This is a genomic window from Variovorax sp. 05N34, assembly GCF_056397405.1.
The window spans coordinates 608,618-625,490 of the sequence record NZ_JBFTNI010000002.1 but is presented as its reverse complement, the minus strand read 5'-3'; the positions used below and the strand labels follow the sequence as shown (position 1 = coordinate 625,490).

The following is a 16,873-nucleotide window of genomic DNA, read 5'->3' as shown; positions in this document are numbered from 1 at the left end:
CTCTCCCTAACTGCAGATTCATTCAAATGCCCATCACACAACTCGACCCCCACACGGCCCTGGTTCTGATCGACCTGCAAAAAGGCATCGTCGGCATGCCCACCGCGCATCCGTCAAGCGACGTTGTTGCCCGCGCCGCGGAGCTGGCCGCCGCTTTCCGCCGCCACCAGTTGCCGGTGGTGCTGGTGAACGTGATCGGCGGCGCTCCCGGGCGAACCGATCCGCAACCGGCCAGAGCCGCTCCGGGCGCGGACTGGGCCGACCTCGTGCCAGAACTCGGTGCGCAGCCGCAAGACATCCGCATCAGCAAAAAGACCTGGGGCGCCTTCACCGGCACCGATCTGGCGGCCACCCTGCGCGGGCGCGGTGTGACGCAGGTCGTGCTGGCCGGCATCGCCACCAGCATCGGCGTCGAATCGACCGCGCGACAAGCCCATGAACTGGGCTTCAGCGTCACATTGGCCATCGACGCCATGACCGACCGCAGCGAGCAGGCGCATGCCAACAGCGTCGAGCGCATCTTTCCGCGCCTGGGCGAAACCGGCAGCAGCTCGGACATCCTCGCGAAGTTGGAGGTGCGGTGAGCGGCACCTTCCGATCACTGCGAATTCGCAATTACCGGCTGTGGGCGGCCGGGGCGGTGGTGTCCAACATCGGCACATGGATGCAGCGCACTGCGCAGGACTGGCTTGTCCTGACGCACCTGACCAAGCACAACGCCACGGCTGTCGGCATCGTGATGGCGCTGCAGTTCGGGCCGCAACTCGTGCTGCTGCCTTTCACCGGACTGGCGGCCGATCGGCTGGACCGGCGCAAGGTGCTGATGGCGACACAGGCCACCATGGGCCTGCTGGCGCTCGGACTGGGCCTGCTCACCATGAGCGGAATGGTCCAGCTCTGGCACGTGTACGTGTTTGCGCTTGTGCTGGGCTGCGTCGCGGCCTTCGATGCCCCGGCCCGGCAAACCTTCGTCTCGGAGCTGGTCCCGGAGACCGAGCTGGCCAATGCGGTGGGGCTCAATTCCACATCCTTCAACGCCGCGCGCATGGTGGGCCCGGCGGTGGCGGGGCTGGTGATCGCCGCGACCGGACCCGGCGAGGCATTCCTGCTGAACGCGCTGTCATACGTGGCGGTGCTGGCTTCACTGTTCAGCCTGCGCCGGTCTGAACTGTTTCCGCGGCTGGGCACGACCGGACGCGCCAAAGGCAGCCTGATGGAGGGCTTCCGCTATGTCTGGCGGCGGCCCGACCTTCGCGCCTTGCTCGCGATGCTGCTCCTTGTGGCCACCTTCGGGCTCAATTTTCCGATCTTCATTTCGACCATGTCCGTGAGCGCTTTCCATGGCGGGCCGGGGCAGTACGGTCTGTTGTCGTCGACCATGGCCATCGGCTCCGTCACCGGCGCGTTGCTCGCGGCGCGCAGGGCGAGGCCGCGTTTCGAGCTACTGATGTTCGGCTCGGCGGCTTTCGGGTTCGGCTGCCTCGCGGCCGCATCGATGCCGAACGTCATCGGCTTCGGGATCGCGCTCGTCGTGACCGGCATTGCGGCGCAGACGATCACGACGTCCACCAACAGCCTCGTGCAGTTGTCGACCGAGCCCGCGCTGCGAGGCCGCGTCATCGCGATCCTGCTTGCCACGCTGCTGGGCAGCACGCCGATCGGCGCACCCGTGGTGGGCTGGGTGGCCGACACATTCGGTCCGCGCTGGGCGATGGGTGTGGCTGCGGCCGCAGGGTTGGGGTCTGCGCTGATCGGACTGCGCTATTTGGTCAAGGCGCACGGTTTCCGGCTGCGGCGCGAAGGGATGTGGCTGCGGTTCAGCGCGCCGACGCCCTCCAGCGTGGCGACGGAGCCGGGTGCGAGCGCGTCTTGAATGGAGAAACTCGCACACGCGCTCGCGGCGAGTTCCCATCGTTCTCTTGGTCGTCGTCCTAGGCTCAGGCGAAGGCATTCCAAAGGTCGGTGCCGAGAAACCAAGGGTTGATGCGGCTGGACGCGAGCTCGATGGTCTCGAAGTCAGTGACCTCGGCGAGGAGCTTGTGCTTGGAACCCGAGTTGTCGAAGATGTAGGCACGGTGGGCGACCTCGCACGCCTGAGTCATCAGGGCGATCGACTTGTGATATCGCTCGACAACCTTCTCGGCAGCGACAGGATGTCCGCCCAGCAGCACGCGCCGCTGCACGCGGTCGATGTTGATGTCCGGGTCGTCCGTGGCCACGAAATAGAGGTAGACGCGATAGCCGCGGGCTCGGGCCTTCCTCATGAACTCGATCTTTGAGGGATGAGACATCACCGTCTCGAAGGTGAAGGTCCGTTCCTCCTCTAGAAGCTCCTGACGTACGGCATCTGCCAACGCCGCGGCGAGGTAAGAGTTGTATGGGCCGGGCACCCACAGCATCATGGCGTCGTTGAGCGTGATGCCCGAAAGCAGCGCCGGCAAGTCGAAGCTCTTTTTCAGTTCCGATGACTTGAGGCTCCGCTTGATCCGTTTTAACGCCGCGACCGGCTCGCCGCTGATCCCAAGATTGCGCAAGCTCAGGAAGCCCTGGCTGGCCTTGAGATCGCGCTCCATCTCGTCAGCATTGACGAAAACGCCTAACCAGCGGGGTTCCAGTTCAGGCTTGATCGTGCTTTTTCCAGAACCATTGGGTCCGGCCAGAACACGAAGGCGCGGCCGGGCCATTTGGGCCGCCCCCCGCAGGGGTGGCTTGGCAGTCTTGGTCCCAGGTTCGTCGTCGGCCGCGTTACCTGACACGCTTGAGGACCGTGCCCGGCTTGACGCGTTTGCCGATCGGCAGATCCTTGATGACGGTGATGCTGCCGTCGCGCTTGCGTTCGACCATTTGGCCGGTGCTCGTCTTCACAATGACGGCGCCGGTCTGTTTCAGAGTCGCCCAATAGGCGTCATGCCCAGCCTTTGCCGCGAGTTGAGGGATGCGTCGCTCGACGATTCGCATTCCTCTTTCGGTGAGGGAATTCAGGCTTGAACGGGTAGACATTTGAGTCCGATTGAAGGCAATGCGCGCAGTCTAGCAGCGGCTGACCGGAAGGCTGTCCGAAGGGCTATCGGGCCAAGCCAGCGTTCACCGCAACGGTAGCTCCATCAAACCGGCAAGCGGAACCGAATCCATCCGCTCGGCGCTTGCGACAACGATGGCGCGGTCGGGCCGCTCGGCCAATTCAGCGAGCGAGCGCCACAGGAAGCGGACCGATGCTGCGTCGAGTGCGGCTGCAGGTTCGTCGAGCAACGTGAGTGCGCGTTCCGATGCGAGCGCCGCGGCCAGCCACACCTTGCGCTTCGAGCCGGTCGAGAGCATGTACATCGGTTTGTCCAGGTGCGGAGTCAGGCCAAATCCCTCGACGAGTCCCTGCCACTTCGCCTCATCGAAGCGCGCATCGCCAGCCTTGAGAGATGCCGTGCACTGCACTGCCGTGACCTGATCAAACGTGTCGGTCGTCGGATCGCAAAAGAACACGTGGCGTCGATAGGCTTCCGGTTCGCTCTCGAGGCGTGCGCCTGAGAGGATCAGTCGGCCTTTGCCGGGCATGGTGCCCGCAAGCAGCCGAAGAAGGGTCGATTTGCCGCTGCCTGTGTCGCCGTACAACAGCGTGACTCCACCGCCAATGCAAGCGCTCCATCCAGCCGCGAGTGCCGGCTGCCCTGGGTACGCGAATCTCAAGTCCTCGATCTCGAGGATGGGGGCAAGTGCCGTGGCGTTCATGCCGCAACCCGGGCTCGTCACTCGAACACCGGCCTGAAGAAGCTGCGTTCATAGCTGACGATGCAGCGCGTGTCTTCTGCATACTTGAATGCCGCCTGGCACTCGGAATCATCGGCGGACGCAATGCGGTAGATCTCGTAGGCCGCAAGACTTGGAAAGGTGAACATCGCAAGAGCGATGTTGTTCGCTCCTTCGGACGGCAGAAAGTAGCCGTGATGCTGTCCCCCGAACTTCTCGACAAGCGGGATCCAGAGCTTGCCGTAGTGTTCGAATTCCTTCAGCTTGAAGGGGTCGATGACATATCGGAGATAGCAGGTGACCATTTTGAATTGCGAAGGGTTGGAGGTGGCGAGGACCATCGAACCGTGAGTATGCATGCCGGCTGCACGCCAAATGCGCGATGAAATAGGCCGGACCCCCAAATGACGAAGTCACCATGGCGGCGCAAGGTGTGCGCCAGAATTTCCTTCGACGCGAAGTCGGCCGTGGCCGAACTCGATCCGGAATTCACTACTTGGGCTCACCAGGATCGACATCGTCCGGCCATCGCTCAATGGCTTCGATTCACCGTTTGGATTTCCAGCTGGATGAGAAAACCACTTGACGCACAGCCCGGCCGCAAGTTCTTCGGCGGGCATGTGGCGCAAGTGGGCCGGCGGCGTCCTGGTCCAGTCGCTGAAGCCGACAAACCAGCCGGTTCCGCTGGTGTCCAAATCGCCGGCGTTGCCGAATTCGACTTTCTGCGCGAGAAGCTGCTTCGATTGCATGCTCGATCCGGCGTCAGGAATCTTCCTTCTTGCGGCTCTCGCGCACTGCCAAAGCAACCATGATGACCACTGCGGCGATTGCGAGGGCAATGAGGATGAGCGTTCCGGACATGACGATGGGCTTTCTGTTCAGTGATGCGGGGTCATCCTACGCTGATGAGCCCTGCTGACCGCACCCACCCGACGGGAGTCCCAAGACCCTGATGACTGGTTCGCCTCAGTGCCGCGATCCCGGCAACACCTTCGCCATGACTTGCCTGACCGTATTCGACAGCACGCTGCCAAGCTCCGGCTCGGAGACCGTCATCTTCATGAAGTTCTTCGCGTCCTCGGCGGTGATGTGCGGCGGCAGCGGCGGCACGTTCGGGTCGGTCACGCAGTTGAAGATCACCGGCCTGTCGGCGGCGAGCGCCTCGTCCCAAGCCGCGCCCAACTGCTCCGGGTCGTCGACGTAGATGCCCTTGAGCCCCAGCAGCTCCGCATAGCGGTGGTATGGAAAGTCCGGAATGCTCTGGGTCGACTCGGTCTTGCCTTCGCCCATCTGAACGCGCTCTTCCCATGTCACCTGCGAGAGATCGCGGTTGTTCAGCACCAGGACGATCAATCTCGGGTCCGACCACTGCCGCCAGTATTTCCCGACGGTGATCATGACGTTCAGTCCATTCATCTGCATCGCGCCGTCGCCAATGAAGGCGATGACGACACGATCAGGGAACGCCATCTTCGCGGCCACCGCGTAGGGCGTTGCGGAGCCGAGCGATGCCAGGCTGCCGGACAGTGAGCCCATCATTCCCCGGCGCATGGAGATGTCGCGTGCATACCAGTTGGCGACCGTGCCGGCGTCGCCGGTGAAGATGCAGTTGTCCGGCGCGCGTGGCGACAGCTCCCGGAACACGCGCTGCGGGTTGATCGGCTTGGCCGGTTGCATCGCGCGCTCTTCGAGCGTGTTCCACCATTTGGCAACGCCTGATTCGATGCCTTCGCGCCACGCGCCGGCCGGCTTCGGGTCCAGCAGCGGCAACAGGGCGCGGAGCGTCACGGCGCTGTCGCCGACGATGTTGACTTCCATCGGATAACGCAAGCTGAGCGACGCGCCGTTGATGTCGATCTGCACGCCTCGCGCACTTCCGGGCTTGGGCAGGAACTCGCTGTAAGGAAATGACGAGCCCACCATCAGGAAGGTGTCGCACTTCTGCATGAGGTCCCAGCTCGGCTCGGTGCCCAGCAGGCCGATCTGTCCAGTCACCCACGGCAGGTCGTCCGGCAACACGGCCTTCCCGAGCAAAGCCTTGGCGACGCCCGCCTGCAGCCGTTCCGCGACGGCGATCACCTCATCCGTGGCGCCCAGCGCACCCGCGCCGACGAGCATCGCCACCTTCTCGCCCGCGTTCAGCACGTTGGCTGCCGCTTGCAGGAATTCGGGCGCCGGAAGCTGCGCAGGCCCCGCATAGCCGACGCCGGTGTGGGTCGACCCGTGCGCCATGGGCGGTTCTTCATAGTCCAGTTGCTGGAGGTCGTTCGGCAAAATGACGCAGGTCACGGTCCGGTTCGTCGCCGCAATGCGCACGGCGCGGTCGACGAGGTGGCGCACCTGGCTCGGCACCGCGGCCGTGGCGACGAAATCGCCCGCCACGTCCTTGAACAACGATTGAAGGTCGACCTCCTGCTGGTAGCTGGCGCCGATCGCGGTTCGTGCCTGCTGACCGACGATCGCCACGACAGGCACATGGTCCATCTTCGCGTCATACAAGCCATTCAAGAGATGAATAGCGCCCGGGCCGGACGTCGCATAACAGAGGCCGACCTCGCCGGTGAACTTGGCGTGCGCCGAAGCCATGAACGCGGCCATTTCTTCGTGTCGCACCTGCACGTATTGCAGGCCCTTGGCCTTCTCCAGAGCGACATCCAGACCGCCGATGCCATCACCCGGATAGCCGTAGATGCGATGAAGACCCCATTCCTGCAATCTCTGGCAGACAAACTCGCTGACGTTCATGCGCATGGCCGGCTCCTTTACAGGGACCCAGCCTGGGCCTTTGCATCAGGGCCGTTTGTGGGACAAAAGAGAAGCCGGTTGCGCGCATTCAGCCCGCATGGTCCTCCCTGCCGACGACGGTGACCTTTCCGTCGGTTTCGAGCAGGGCCAGCGCGACATCCGAGATCGCCTTGTTCCCGATCGACTGCCGGATGGCCTCGTGCAGATTCCTGTCCGTCAGGAGGGCCCGCCGCATGGCGGCCGGGTCGATCTGTCCGTCACGGACGAGTTCGATCTCCGGCCCGTTGACCAGGTGATCCAACCAGGCCCAGCGCGTGCTGGCCAGCGCCACTGCACGATGGATGACAACAAGCACCGCAGCCGCGGCAACGATGCCCCAGAACGGCGACACACCCACCACCGCACGGCTCAGTACGGCGCCGAGAAGAACCGTGATGCATGCGTCGAACGGGCTGTGCTGGCCGAACGAACGCCGACCCGAAGCGCGAATGAGCACGAGCGCGATGACAAACACCACTGCACCGCGCATCGCCATTTGCCAGACCTCCAGATCCGGGCCTTCTCCGAACAGCGTGCTGACGAGGCTTGTGAGTTCATTCACGGCGTTCTCCTACTGCACGGCGCCGAGGGACTGCGCGAAGATCCTTCATCATTGCCTGGGGGCTTTCGATGTACAGCATTGGCTCGCAGCTCAAGGACGTGAAGCTCCGAGAGCTTCGTCCAACGCAGATCACTGTCGGGTTCAAGGAAGTCGACAAAAAGCGTAAGTCGTGGTCTAAGCTTGCGCCCAAGGAAAGGCGTGAGGCCATGCGGCGCGAGTTGTTCCCGGCCATCCAGGGGCCGGGCAAGACCTTCTACATCGTCGACCACCATCACACCGCCGCCGCACTCGTGCGCGAAAAATCCGAATCCGTCACGGTCGGTGTGGTGAAGGACCTGTCCAAACTCGAGCCCCGGAGCTTCTGGATCTTCATGGACCACTACAGCTGGGTCCACCCCTACGACGAATCAGGCGACCGGCGGGAATTCGACGACATTCCCAAGGCGTTCGAGGACCTGCGCGACGATCCGTATCGCAGCCTGGCCGGCGAGGTTCGGGATGCCGGCGGCTTTGCCAAGTCCGATGCGCCGTTTCTCGAGTTCCTTTGGGCGAATCACTTTCGGCGCGCCATTCAGAAAAACCTTCTCGACGAAGATCCGAAGGAGGCCCTGGCCCAGGCGCTGGAAGTGGCTCGATCGAAGAAATGCGCGTACCTGCCCGGCTGGCCGGGACACAGCTGAAAGCCCCTGAAGGCCTGCGAAGCCAGATGCGCTCAAGCCGCAGTGCGCATCCTGCGCTGGCGCCTTGATTTTTCCTTGCGCTTGGTCCAGCGGGCCGCCACTGCGTTGGCGGTCACCAGAACGCCCAGCACCACCAGGCGCTTGATGAGTTGCTGCGCTGCCGAGTCGACGCGACGGTCGACCTCGACTTGCATCCTGGCAGTCTGGCCAAGGCCGGAGTAGTCCGGCATCGGCGGCGGCGGTGCCGCACCGGCCGAAGCCTTGGTCGGCCCTGCGCTGTCCGCGCTGCTGCGCGTCGCGTCCGCCGCCCGGCGAGCGGAGCGTGAGCCGTGCCGGTCTGCGTAGGCTTTGGTGAACTCGGCGCCGAGCAGAAATATCTGCGAGGCGTAGTAGACCCAGGCCACCAGCACGACCAGCGACCCGGCGGCCGCAAACGACTGCTGGAATCCACTTTTGCCCAAGTAGAGCCCGATCAGCAACTTGCCGAGTTCGAACAGCAGCGCCGTGACGAAGGCGCCGGTCGCCACGTCCTTCCAGGCAATCGGCACGGTCGGCATCAACTTGAAAATCATCGCGAAGAGAAGCGTGAAGATCCCGATCGAGAACAGCTCGTTGATGCCCTGCAGAATGACCTCCCAGCCGGGGAGCAGGCTTCCGAACCACGTGTCGAACACCGCCAGCATTGCACTCACGACAAGCGAGACGATCAGCAGGAAAGCGAGCCCCAGGATCAGGCCAAACGACAGGATCCGCGCACGCAGCACGGCCCACACGCCCGAGGGCTTTTCCTTTTCGGGGACATGCCAGATGCGGTCGAGCGCGCTCTGGAGCTCAGCGAAGACCGACGTCGCGCCGATGAGCAGCACCACGACGCTGATCGATCCTGCAATGAGGCCGCGCTGCGGCTCGTTCGCGCTGCGCAGCAGTCCTTCGACCGCGGTCGCTCCGTCCTGGCCGACCAGCCCTGAAATCTGCGCCACGATCTGCCCTTGGGCGGCTTCACGGCCGAACAAGGCGCCGGCGATGGCGATCACGATCACGAGCAGCGGCGCCATCGAGAAGATCGTGTAGTACGAGATGGCTGCGCCCATGCTGGGCGCGTAGTCGTCGGACCACGCCACGACCGAAGTTCGACAAAGATCGATGAACTGCTTGGGCTTCATGGCTGGCTCCGTCTGCTGGAACAGCTCGGGAGCCGGCATGATCAGACTTCCGCACTCCCGGGCGGCTGGTTCTACCAAGCTATTTCGCGCGGGTGGGGCGCGACGTCAGGCGGAGCGCGCGATTGGCTGTAGGCAGCCAACTGACCGGCTCGATCGGAGGCCGTCGGAAGGCCGTTGAAAGCGGCGCTTCCGAAGGAGGCTTCCGCGGTCAGGCGCTCGCGGCGGCGAGCGTCGAGTTCAACGTTGCGCTGGGGCGCATCACGGCATCGGTCTTCGCCGGGTCCGGCAGGTAGTAGCCGCCGATCTCGGCCGGCTTGCCCTGCACGGCAGCGAGTTCGTCGACGATCTTCTTCTCGTTGGCGGCCAAGGCGTCTGCGAGCGGCTTGAAGTGCGCGGCCAGTTCCTTGTCGTCGGACTGTTCGGCCAAAGCCTGCGCCCAGTAGAGCGCGAGATAGAAATGACTGCCGCGGTTGTCGAGCTGACCGGTCTTGGGCGACGGACCCTTGTTGTTGTCCAGCAGCTTGCCGGTGGCGGCGTCGAGCGTCTTCGCCAGGACCTTGGCCTTGGCGTTGTTGTTCTTGATGCCCAGGTCTTCCAGGCTCACGGCCAACGCCAGGTACTCACCCAGCGAATCCCAGCGCAAGTGGTTCTCTTCCACCAGTTGCTGTACGTGCTTGGGCGCCGAGCCGCCGGCGCCCGTTTCGTACATGCCGCCGCCGGCCATCAGCGGCACGATCGACAGCATCTTGGCCGACGTGCCGAGTTCCATGATGGGGAACAGGTCGGTGAGGTAGTCGCGCAGGATGTTGCCGGTCGCGCTGATGGTGTCCAGACCGCGAACGACACGCTCCAGCGTGTAGCGCATGGCACGCACCTGGCTCATGATCTGGATGTCGAGCCCCGTCGTGTCGTGCTCGTGCAGGTACATCTTGACCTTGGTGATCAGCTGCGCTTCATGCGGACGATAGGCGTCCAGCCAGAACACCACCGGCATGCCCGAGTTGCGCGCACGCGTGACGGCCAGCTTGACCCAGTCGCGGATGGCGGCGTCCTTGACCTGGCACATGCGCCAGATGTCGCCGGCTTCCACGTTCTGGCTGAGCAGCACTTCGCCGGTGTTGAGGTCGGTGATGTTGGCCACGCCGTCTTCGGTGATCTCGAAGGTCTTGTCGTGCGAGCCGTATTCCTCGGCCTGCTGGGCCATGAGGCCGACGTTGGGCACCGTGCCCATGGTCTTCGGGTCGAACGCGCCGTGCCATTTGCAGAAGTTGATCATCTCCTGGTAGATGCGGGCGAAGGTGCTTTCAGGCATGACGGCCTTCACGTCCTTCAGGCGACCGTCGGCGCCGTACATCTTGCCGCCGTTGCGGATCATCGCGGGCATCGAGGCGTCCACGATGATGTCGTTGGGCGAATGGAAGTTGGTGATGCCCTTGGCGGAATCCACCATGGCCAGTTCGGGGCGGTGCTCATGGCACGCATGCAGGTCGCGCCGGATCTCGTCCTGCGTGCTCTGTGGCAGCGCGGCGATCTTGTTGTAGAGATCGACCATGCCGTTGTTGACGTTCACGCCCAGTTCTTCGAAGAGCTTGGCGTGCTTCTCGAAAGCCTCGCGGTAGAAGATCTTGACGCAATGGCCGAACACGATCGGGTGCGACACCTTCATCATGGTCGCCTTCACGTGCAGCGAGAACATCACGCCGGTGTTGTGGGCGTCCTGGATCTGCTGCTCATAGAAGTCGACCAGCGCCTTCTTGCTCATGAACATCGAGTCGACCACCTCGCGCTCCAGCAGCGAGACCTTCGGCTTGAGCACGATCGCCTTGCCGCTCTTGGTGATCAGTTCCATCTTCACGTCGCGGGCCTTGTCGAGGGTCATCGACTTTTCGCCGTGATAGAAGTCGCCGTGATGCATGTGCGACACGTGCGAGCGCGACGCCTGGCTCCACTCGGCCATGCTGTGCGGATGCTTGCGTGCGAATTCCTTCACTGCCCTGGGCGCGCGGCGGTCGGAATTGCCTTCGCGAAGGACCGGGTTCACCGCGCTGCCGATGCACTTGTTGTAGCGGGCGCGGATGTCCTTTTCCTCGTCCGTCTTCGGATTCTCGGGGTAATCCGGAATCTTGTAGCCCTTGTCCTGCAGTTCCTTGATGGCGGCTTTCAGCTGGGCCACGGACGCGCTGATGTTGGGCAGCTTGACGATGTTGGCTTCAGGGCGAAGCGTCAGCTTGCCGAGTTCGGCCAGGTTGTCCGGCACGCGCTGCGCTTCGGTCAACAGCTCTGAAAACTGCCCCAGGATGCGGCTGGCCACCGAGATGTCGCTGGTGGTGACGTCGATGCCGGCCGGCGCGGCGAAGGTCTTGATGATGGGCAGCAGCGAAGCGGTTGCCAGGCGAGGCGCCTCGTCGGTGAGGGTGTAGATGATCTGGGATTTTCCGGCAGTCATGGCAGGCTTTGGATAGGTTGAACAAGGGCGCAGCGGCACTCGCCAGCAGGGCAAATGGTTTGCGAACTGACGCGAACTTTAGCAAGTTGAAGCAGGGTTTATCCGGCGAGGCGCATTATCGGCGCCCGTACCAGAAAAGCCCGGCGAGGCGGCCGGTGCCGGCGTCCTGCCCAGGGGAAACATAAACGACAAACGACGGGTCGACCAATGAAGCGTCACACCTGGAGCCGACACCCGGTCGCGACCATCGTCATGGCGCAACTGTTCGGCACCTCGCTCTGGTTCAGCCCCAACAGCGCGGCGGACGACCTGGTGCGCGTCTGGTCGCTTTCTCCGGCGCAACTGGGGCAGCTCACGAGTGCGGTGCAGATCGGGTTCATCCTCGGAACGCTGCTCCTCGCCATATCGGGTCTGGCGGATCGCTTTTCCGCGAGCCGGATATTCGCGGTCTCGTGCGTGGCGGGCGCTGCATTCAACGCGGCTTTTGCGCTGGCGCCCGTCGACCTGCACCAAGCGCTCGTGCTGCGATTGATCGTCGGCGTGTGCCTGGCCGGGATCTACCCGCTGGGCATGAAGATGGTCATCTCGTGGAGCGAAGGCAGCACCGGTGCATCGCTGGGGCTGCTGGTGGCGATGCTGACGCTCGGAACCGCCCTGCCCCACGCCATACGTGCGGCGGGCGGCGACCTGTCTTGGCAGGGCGTCATCCTGACGTCATCCGTGCTGGCGCTGCTCGCGGCTGCCGCAGTGTTCTCGCTGGGCGATGGGCCCTACTTGAAGCGACAACCCGGAAGAAGCGCGCGCTGGGGCGAAGCGCTCACCATGTTCAGGAACCCCGAATTCAGGGCGGGTGCGCTCGGCTACTTCGGTCACATGTGGGAGCTCTATGCCTTCTGGACCGTGGTGCCGTTCCTGGTCGCCCATGCGGTGCGGCAGTCAGGAATCGCCGCAGCGATCCAGCCGCGCTGGATCTCGTCACTGTCCTTCTTCGTGATCGCTGTCGGTGCAGTCGGCTGCGTGCTCGGCGGCTCCATGAGCAAGCGATTCGGCAGCCCCAGGGTCGCCGCCGCAGCCCTGGCAGCGTCGGGGACGATGTGTCTTGTCTATCCCTGGGTGAGCACCGCGGGACTCGGCCTGTGCATGGCGGCGCTGGTGCTCTGGGGCGTCGCGGTCATTGCGGACTCCGCGCAGTTCTCGGCCATCGCGGCCAAGGCCTGCCCGCCCACCGCCGTCGGCAGTGCACTGGCAATCCAGAACAGCCTGGGCTTCTTCGTGACAGTGTTGTCGATCACCTGGGTGACTTCGAGCGTCGACCGGATGGGAACCTCGATCGCCTGGCTCTTGCTGCCCGGACCTCTGCTGGGTTTGCTGTTTTTGCGGCCGCTGCTTTTGCGTCCCTAAAGCAGATAAAGCAGATAAAGCAGGGAAATCCCTGCCCTCTTTCCACCGCGAAATTGCGGATTCTTTGCTGATAATACGCATTACCAAATTGCTAATGCGCATCAGCAGCCACAAATGCCCGCCGCCCGCCGCGTCACCCAGCTCGACATCGCCAAGCTCGCGGGCGTGAGTCAGGCGACCGTGTCCCTGGTGCTCAATGGGGCCGAAAACGCGCTTGCCCGCATTCCGCCTGAAACCCGCGAGCGAGTGCAGAAGATCATTCGCGACACCGGCTATGTGCCCGATCCGATTGCGCGCCGGATGGCGAAGGGCTCGAACCGCATCCTCGGCGTGTTCACCTACGAACCCGCTTTTCCGAACGCGCACGCCGACTTCTTCCTGCCCTTTCTCTTCGGAATCGAGGAGGAAGCGCAGGCGCGGGGCTACGACCTTCTGCTTTTGACCGGCGCCAGCAGTGACGCACAGCGAAAGATATTTGCCGAGGAAAGCCGGCTGCGCATCGCCGATGGCTGCATCGTGCTGGGCAAGACCTTCGACCGGACGGAACTCGCGCGGCTGGTGGCCGGCGACTTTCCCTTCGTTGCGATCGGCCGGCGCGAGGATGCCGGCGGGCGAGTGCCTTTCGTGGGCGGCGACTATGCCGCGGCCACGGGCGCTCTCGTGCGGCAGGCCCACGACCTCGGGCATCGCCGCCTGGCCTATCTGGGGTCCATCGGTCCGGCGGAGTCGCAGTTCGATCGCTGGACAGGCTTCTCCGCGGCCCTCGGCGCCGACATGGAACTGGTCCTGCAAATGCCGGACACGCCAGCCGACGACGTTGAACTGCTCGACGCCCTGCTCGGCAGCGGCGCGACGGTCGCTTTCTGCGTCGAGCTTGCCGACGCCGTTCGGATGGAGCGCGCGGCCAAGGCGCGCGGCCTGGGGCTGCCGGAAGACTTGTCTGTCGTTGCCCTGGGCTCTCACGTTCGCACCGAAGGCAGCGGCACGCGCTTCGCATCGTTCGTGGTTCCGCGTGAAGAGATGGGCCGCCAGGCGACAGCGATGCTGGTCCGTCGCGTCGAAGGCGGCATGTCGCAACCGGTGCAACAAGTGCTGCTGCCCTGCGAGCCCATCCGCGGCGAAACCCTCGGGCCCGCCAAGGCTCACTGACACCTCAACCGACTGAAACGACACAGCATGCGAGAAATGAAGACGGACATCCTGGTGGTAGGCGGCGGCCTCGGCGGCGTGGCCGCTGCGCTGGGCGCGCTGGAGGCCGGCCGTTCAGTGGTGATGAGCGAAGAGTACGACTGGATCGGCGGACAGCTCACCAGCCAGGCAGTGCCGCCGGACGAGCACAGCTGGGTCGAGCAGTTCGGCGTCACCCGCCGTTATCGCGCGCTGCGCAATGGCATCCGGCGCTATTACCGCGATCACTATCCGCTCACCGCGGCCAGCCGCGCATGGGACGAACTCAACCCCGGCGCCGGCTGGGTCAGCCGCCTCTGCGCCGAACCGCGCGTCGGCCTCGCGGTGATCGAAGCCATGCTGGCGCCTCATCGCGGCGCAGGCCGCCTGACAGTGCTGCAACCGTACCGCCCGGTGGCGACCGACACCGACGGCGACAAAGTGCGTTCGGTCACGCTGCGCCACCGCGACACCCAGGAAGAGATCACGGTGGCGGCCGCGTTCGTCATCGACGCCACCGAGCTGGGCGACGTGCTGCCGCTGACTGGCTGCGAATACGCGATCGGCTTCGAAAGCCAGGCCGACACCGGCGAGCCGAGCGCCCCGCCGACCGCACAGCCGGCCAACGTGCAGGCGGTTTCGATCTGCTTTGCGATCGACCACGTCGACGGCGACCACACCATCGACAAACCCCGCAACTACGACTTCTGGCGCGAATATCAACCGCACTTCTGGGGCGGCCCGCTGCTCGGCTTCAAGGCGCCGAATCCGCGCACGTTGGAGATCGCCGAGCGATCGTTCACGCCCAATCCGGATGACGATCCGTTGCTCGTCGATGCAGACCAACGCAAGAGCGGAGGCGACCAGAACCTGTGGACCTTCAGGCGCATCGCGGCGCGGCGCAACTTCAGGCCGGGCGCTTATGCGTCCGACATCTGCCTCGTGAACTGGCCCATGATCGACTACATGGAGGGGTCGATCCTCGATGTCTCCGAAGATGAGAAGGCGCGCCATCTGCAGTCCGCGGCGGAGTTGTCGCACTCGGTCTTCTACTGGCTGCAGACCGAAGCACCACGCGCCGATGGCGGAACGGGTTTTCCGGGGCTGCGCCTGCGCGGCGATGTCACGGGCACGACGCACGGCCTGGCCATGGCGCCCTATGTGCGAGAAAGCCGGCGCATCATCGGCATGACGCGCATCGTCGAGCAGCATCTGTCGCATGCCGTGCGCGGCGACCAGGGCGCAGTGCACTACCGCGACAGCGTGGGCGTCGGCATGTACCGCATCGACCTGCACCCCTCGACGGGCGGCGACAACTACATCGACGTGCCGTCCTGCCCCTTCGAAATCCCGCTCGGCGCCTTGCTGCCGCGCCGAATGACGAACCTGCTGGCGGGCGGCAAGAACATCGCCACCACGCACATCACCAACGGCTGCTACCGGCTGCACCCGGTCGAATGGAACGTAGGCGAAGTGGCCGGCATGCTGGCGGCGCATTGCCTCGAAGGCAAGGTGACGCCGCACCAGGTGCAGGCGGACGACACGCGGCTCGCGAGCTTCCAGGCGCTGCTGGCCGGCGCGGGCGTGGAGACGCGCTGGCCCGACGTGCGCGCCTACTGAGCCCGCTCAAGGCAGCGACAAGACACCGAGGAGACCCCCATGTTTCAAAGCAAGAAGTCCGTCACCCTGCGCGCCATTGCCGGCGGTCTGGCCCTGTCGCTCGCGCTCGCCGCCGGCGCATCGGCAGAGACCAGGCTGCGCATGACCATCTGGAGCGCCAACGAAGCCCATCTGAAGCTCTTCAACGGCATTGCCGACGGATTCAAGAAGGAGCACCCCGACGTCACGGTCACCTTCGAGTCGCTGCCTTTCGAGAACTACACCACCGCACTGACCACGCAGATCGCCGGCGGCAACGCGCCGGACATGGCGTGGATCTTCGAGACCAGCGCCTATGACTTCGTCAACTCGGGCGCGCTCGTGCCGCTCAGCAAGCCGCTCGCCGCCACCCCGGGCTACAACCTGGGCGAGATCAGCCCTTCCGCCACAGAGCGCTGGTCGAAGGACGGCGTGCTCTACGCCTATCCCTTCTCGACCTCGCCTTTTGCGGTGTTCGTCAACAACGACCTCATCCGCAAGGCCGGCGCCAAGACCCCGGCGGAACTGATCGCCGCCGGCGAATGGACCTGGCCCAATGCCATCGCAACCGCTCAGGCCGTGGCGCAAGGCGGCAAGGGCGGCCTCGTGGTGCGCGACTTCAACTACCAGGCCTGGCAATACCTGTCGTCGGTATGGAACGCATGGGGCGCCGCGCCCTGGAGTGCCGACGGCAAGCGTTGCACCTTCGCAGACAGGCCGATGGTCGATGCGCTTGGCTTCATCCACGAGGCGATCTTCGTGAAGAAGGCAATCCCCGGGCCGGGGCAGAACGTCGACTTCTTCGCCGGCGACGCCGCAATGACGATCACGCAGATCAGCCGCGCCTCGCTGCTGCCCAAGGACAAGCGCTTCGACTGGGATCTCGTGCCGCTGCCCAAGGGCCCGGCCGGCGATTACGCGATCGTCGGACAGGCAGGCATCGGCGTGCTGAAGGCAGCCAAGGACGCGGCGATGGCGACCGCTTTCGTCGGCTACATGACCAATCCGGAGAACTCGGCCAAGCTCGCGCAGTTCTTCCCTTCGGCGCGCAAGTCCTTGCTCAATGCCGAAGTGCTCGGCAAGACGAATGCCCTGCTCTCGCCGGTGCAGCTCGACAAGGTCGTCGTCTCGGGCATCTCCACCGGCAAGGTCATGCCGGCACACACGGACTTCGCGCGCCTGCAGCAGATGGTGCGCTCCGGTCTCGATGCCGTGTGGCAGCCGAAGGCCGACATCCCCGCGGCGACGCGCTCGATCTGCGCGCAGATCGGCCCGCTGCTCGCGCAATAAG

The 16,873-nt window shown here is 64.4% G+C and carries 16 protein-coding genes; 7 read left to right on the top strand and 9 right to left on the bottom strand.

Annotated features, from left to right (window positions below; translation table 11 throughout):
* Positions 1 to 26 precede the first annotated feature (26 nt).
* Together AC1DMA_RS07300 and AC1DMA_RS07295 are read left to right on the top strand one after the other, a co-directional pair.
* Positions 27 to 584 (top strand): isochorismatase family protein, encoded by a 558-nt coding sequence (locus tag AC1DMA_RS07300; RefSeq protein ID WP_478143752.1) that lies wholly within the window; start codon positions 27 to 29, stop codon positions 582 to 584.
* A complete protein-coding gene (locus AC1DMA_RS07295; RefSeq protein WP_478124455.1) occupies positions 581 to 1,873 on the top strand; it encodes an MFS transporter in 1,293 nt (430 codons plus the stop codon). Before AC1DMA_RS07300 ends, AC1DMA_RS07295 begins: the two co-directional genes overlap by 4 nt.
* A gap of 64 nt (positions 1,874 to 1,937) precedes the next feature.
* On the opposite strand, the gene AC1DMA_RS07290 is transcribed toward AC1DMA_RS07295, so the two are convergent.
* From AC1DMA_RS07290 to AC1DMA_RS07260, 7 genes are all read right to left on the bottom strand, one after another.
* A complete protein-coding gene (locus AC1DMA_RS07290) occupies positions 1,938 to 2,684 on the bottom strand; it encodes an ATPase (protein WP_478143751.1) in 747 nt (248 codons plus the stop codon).
* Positions 2,685 to 2,745: 61 nt separating this feature from the next.
* Positions 2,746 to 2,958: a hypothetical protein gene (locus tag AC1DMA_RS07285; RefSeq protein ID WP_478124453.1), complete on the bottom strand. Its 213-nt coding sequence runs from the start codon at positions 2,956 to 2,958 to the stop codon at positions 2,746 to 2,748.
* Positions 2,959 to 3,084: 126 nt separating this feature from the next.
* The gene (locus AC1DMA_RS07280) at positions 3,085 to 3,723 is read right to left on the bottom strand and encodes an ABC transporter ATP-binding protein (RefSeq protein WP_478124452.1); all 639 of its coding nucleotides are present in this window, start codon (positions 3,721 to 3,723) and stop codon (positions 3,085 to 3,087) included.
* 17 nt (positions 3,724 to 3,740) lie between these two features.
* Positions 3,741 to 4,046 (bottom strand): NIPSNAP family protein, encoded by a 306-nt coding sequence (locus AC1DMA_RS07275; RefSeq protein WP_478124702.1) that lies wholly within the window; start codon positions 4,044 to 4,046, stop codon positions 3,741 to 3,743.
* 108 nt (positions 4,047 to 4,154) lie between these two features.
* The gene (locus AC1DMA_RS07270) at positions 4,155 to 4,490 is read right to left on the bottom strand and encodes a hypothetical protein (RefSeq protein WP_478124451.1); all 336 of its coding nucleotides are present in this window, start codon (positions 4,488 to 4,490) and stop codon (positions 4,155 to 4,157) included.
* A gap of 217 nt (positions 4,491 to 4,707) precedes the next feature.
* Positions 4,708 to 6,492 carry a thiamine pyrophosphate-requiring protein gene (locus AC1DMA_RS07265; RefSeq protein ID WP_478143750.1) on the bottom strand — a complete coding sequence of 595 codons (1,785 nt, stop codon included), beginning with the start codon at positions 6,490 to 6,492 and terminating at the stop codon, positions 4,708 to 4,710.
* An 82-nt stretch (positions 6,493 to 6,574) separates the two neighbouring features.
* On the bottom strand, positions 6,575 to 7,087 hold the full coding sequence (locus AC1DMA_RS07260) for a DUF421 domain-containing protein (protein ID WP_478124449.1): 513 nt from the start codon (positions 7,085 to 7,087) through the stop codon (positions 6,575 to 6,577).
* A 68-nt stretch (positions 7,088 to 7,155) separates the two neighbouring features.
* Here AC1DMA_RS07260 and AC1DMA_RS07255 point away from each other — a divergent pair, with 68 nt between their 5' ends.
* On the top strand, positions 7,156 to 7,767 hold the full coding sequence (locus AC1DMA_RS07255; protein ID WP_478124448.1) for a ParB-like protein: 612 nt from the start codon (positions 7,156 to 7,158) through the stop codon (positions 7,765 to 7,767).
* Positions 7,768 to 7,799: 32 nt separating this feature from the next.
* Here the strand turns inward: AC1DMA_RS07255 and AC1DMA_RS07250 are convergent, their stop codons facing one another.
* Entirely contained in the window at positions 7,800 to 8,969 is a 1,170-nt protein-coding gene (locus AC1DMA_RS07250) for a YihY/virulence factor BrkB family protein (protein ID WP_478143749.1), read from the bottom strand.
* Between the two features lie 169 nt (positions 8,970 to 9,138).
* On the bottom strand, positions 9,139 to 11,376 hold the full coding sequence (locus tag AC1DMA_RS07245; RefSeq protein ID WP_478124446.1) for an NADP-dependent isocitrate dehydrogenase: 2,238 nt from the start codon (positions 11,374 to 11,376) through the stop codon (positions 9,139 to 9,141).
* 207 nt (positions 11,377 to 11,583) lie between these two features.
* On the opposite strand from AC1DMA_RS07245, the gene AC1DMA_RS07240 reads away from it, so the two are divergent.
* The 4 genes from AC1DMA_RS07240 to AC1DMA_RS07225 all read left to right on the top strand — a co-directional run bounded on the left by AC1DMA_RS07240 (position 11,584) and on the right by AC1DMA_RS07225 (position 16,872).
* The gene (locus AC1DMA_RS07240; protein ID WP_478143748.1) at positions 11,584 to 12,777 is read left to right on the top strand and encodes an MFS transporter; all 1,194 of its coding nucleotides are present in this window, start codon (positions 11,584 to 11,586) and stop codon (positions 12,775 to 12,777) included.
* Positions 12,778 to 12,891: 114 nt separating this feature from the next.
* On the top strand, positions 12,892 to 13,926 hold the full coding sequence (locus AC1DMA_RS07235) for a LacI family DNA-binding transcriptional regulator (RefSeq protein WP_478143747.1): 1,035 nt from the start codon (positions 12,892 to 12,894) through the stop codon (positions 13,924 to 13,926).
* A gap of 36 nt (positions 13,927 to 13,962) precedes the next feature.
* Entirely contained in the window at positions 13,963 to 15,564 is a 1,602-nt protein-coding gene (locus tag AC1DMA_RS07230; RefSeq protein WP_478143746.1) for an FAD-dependent oxidoreductase, read from the top strand.
* 39 nt (positions 15,565 to 15,603) lie between these two features.
* The gene (locus tag AC1DMA_RS07225) at positions 15,604 to 16,872 is read left to right on the top strand and encodes an extracellular solute-binding protein (protein ID WP_478143745.1); all 1,269 of its coding nucleotides are present in this window, start codon (positions 15,604 to 15,606) and stop codon (positions 16,870 to 16,872) included.
* Position 16,873 lies beyond the last annotated feature (1 nt).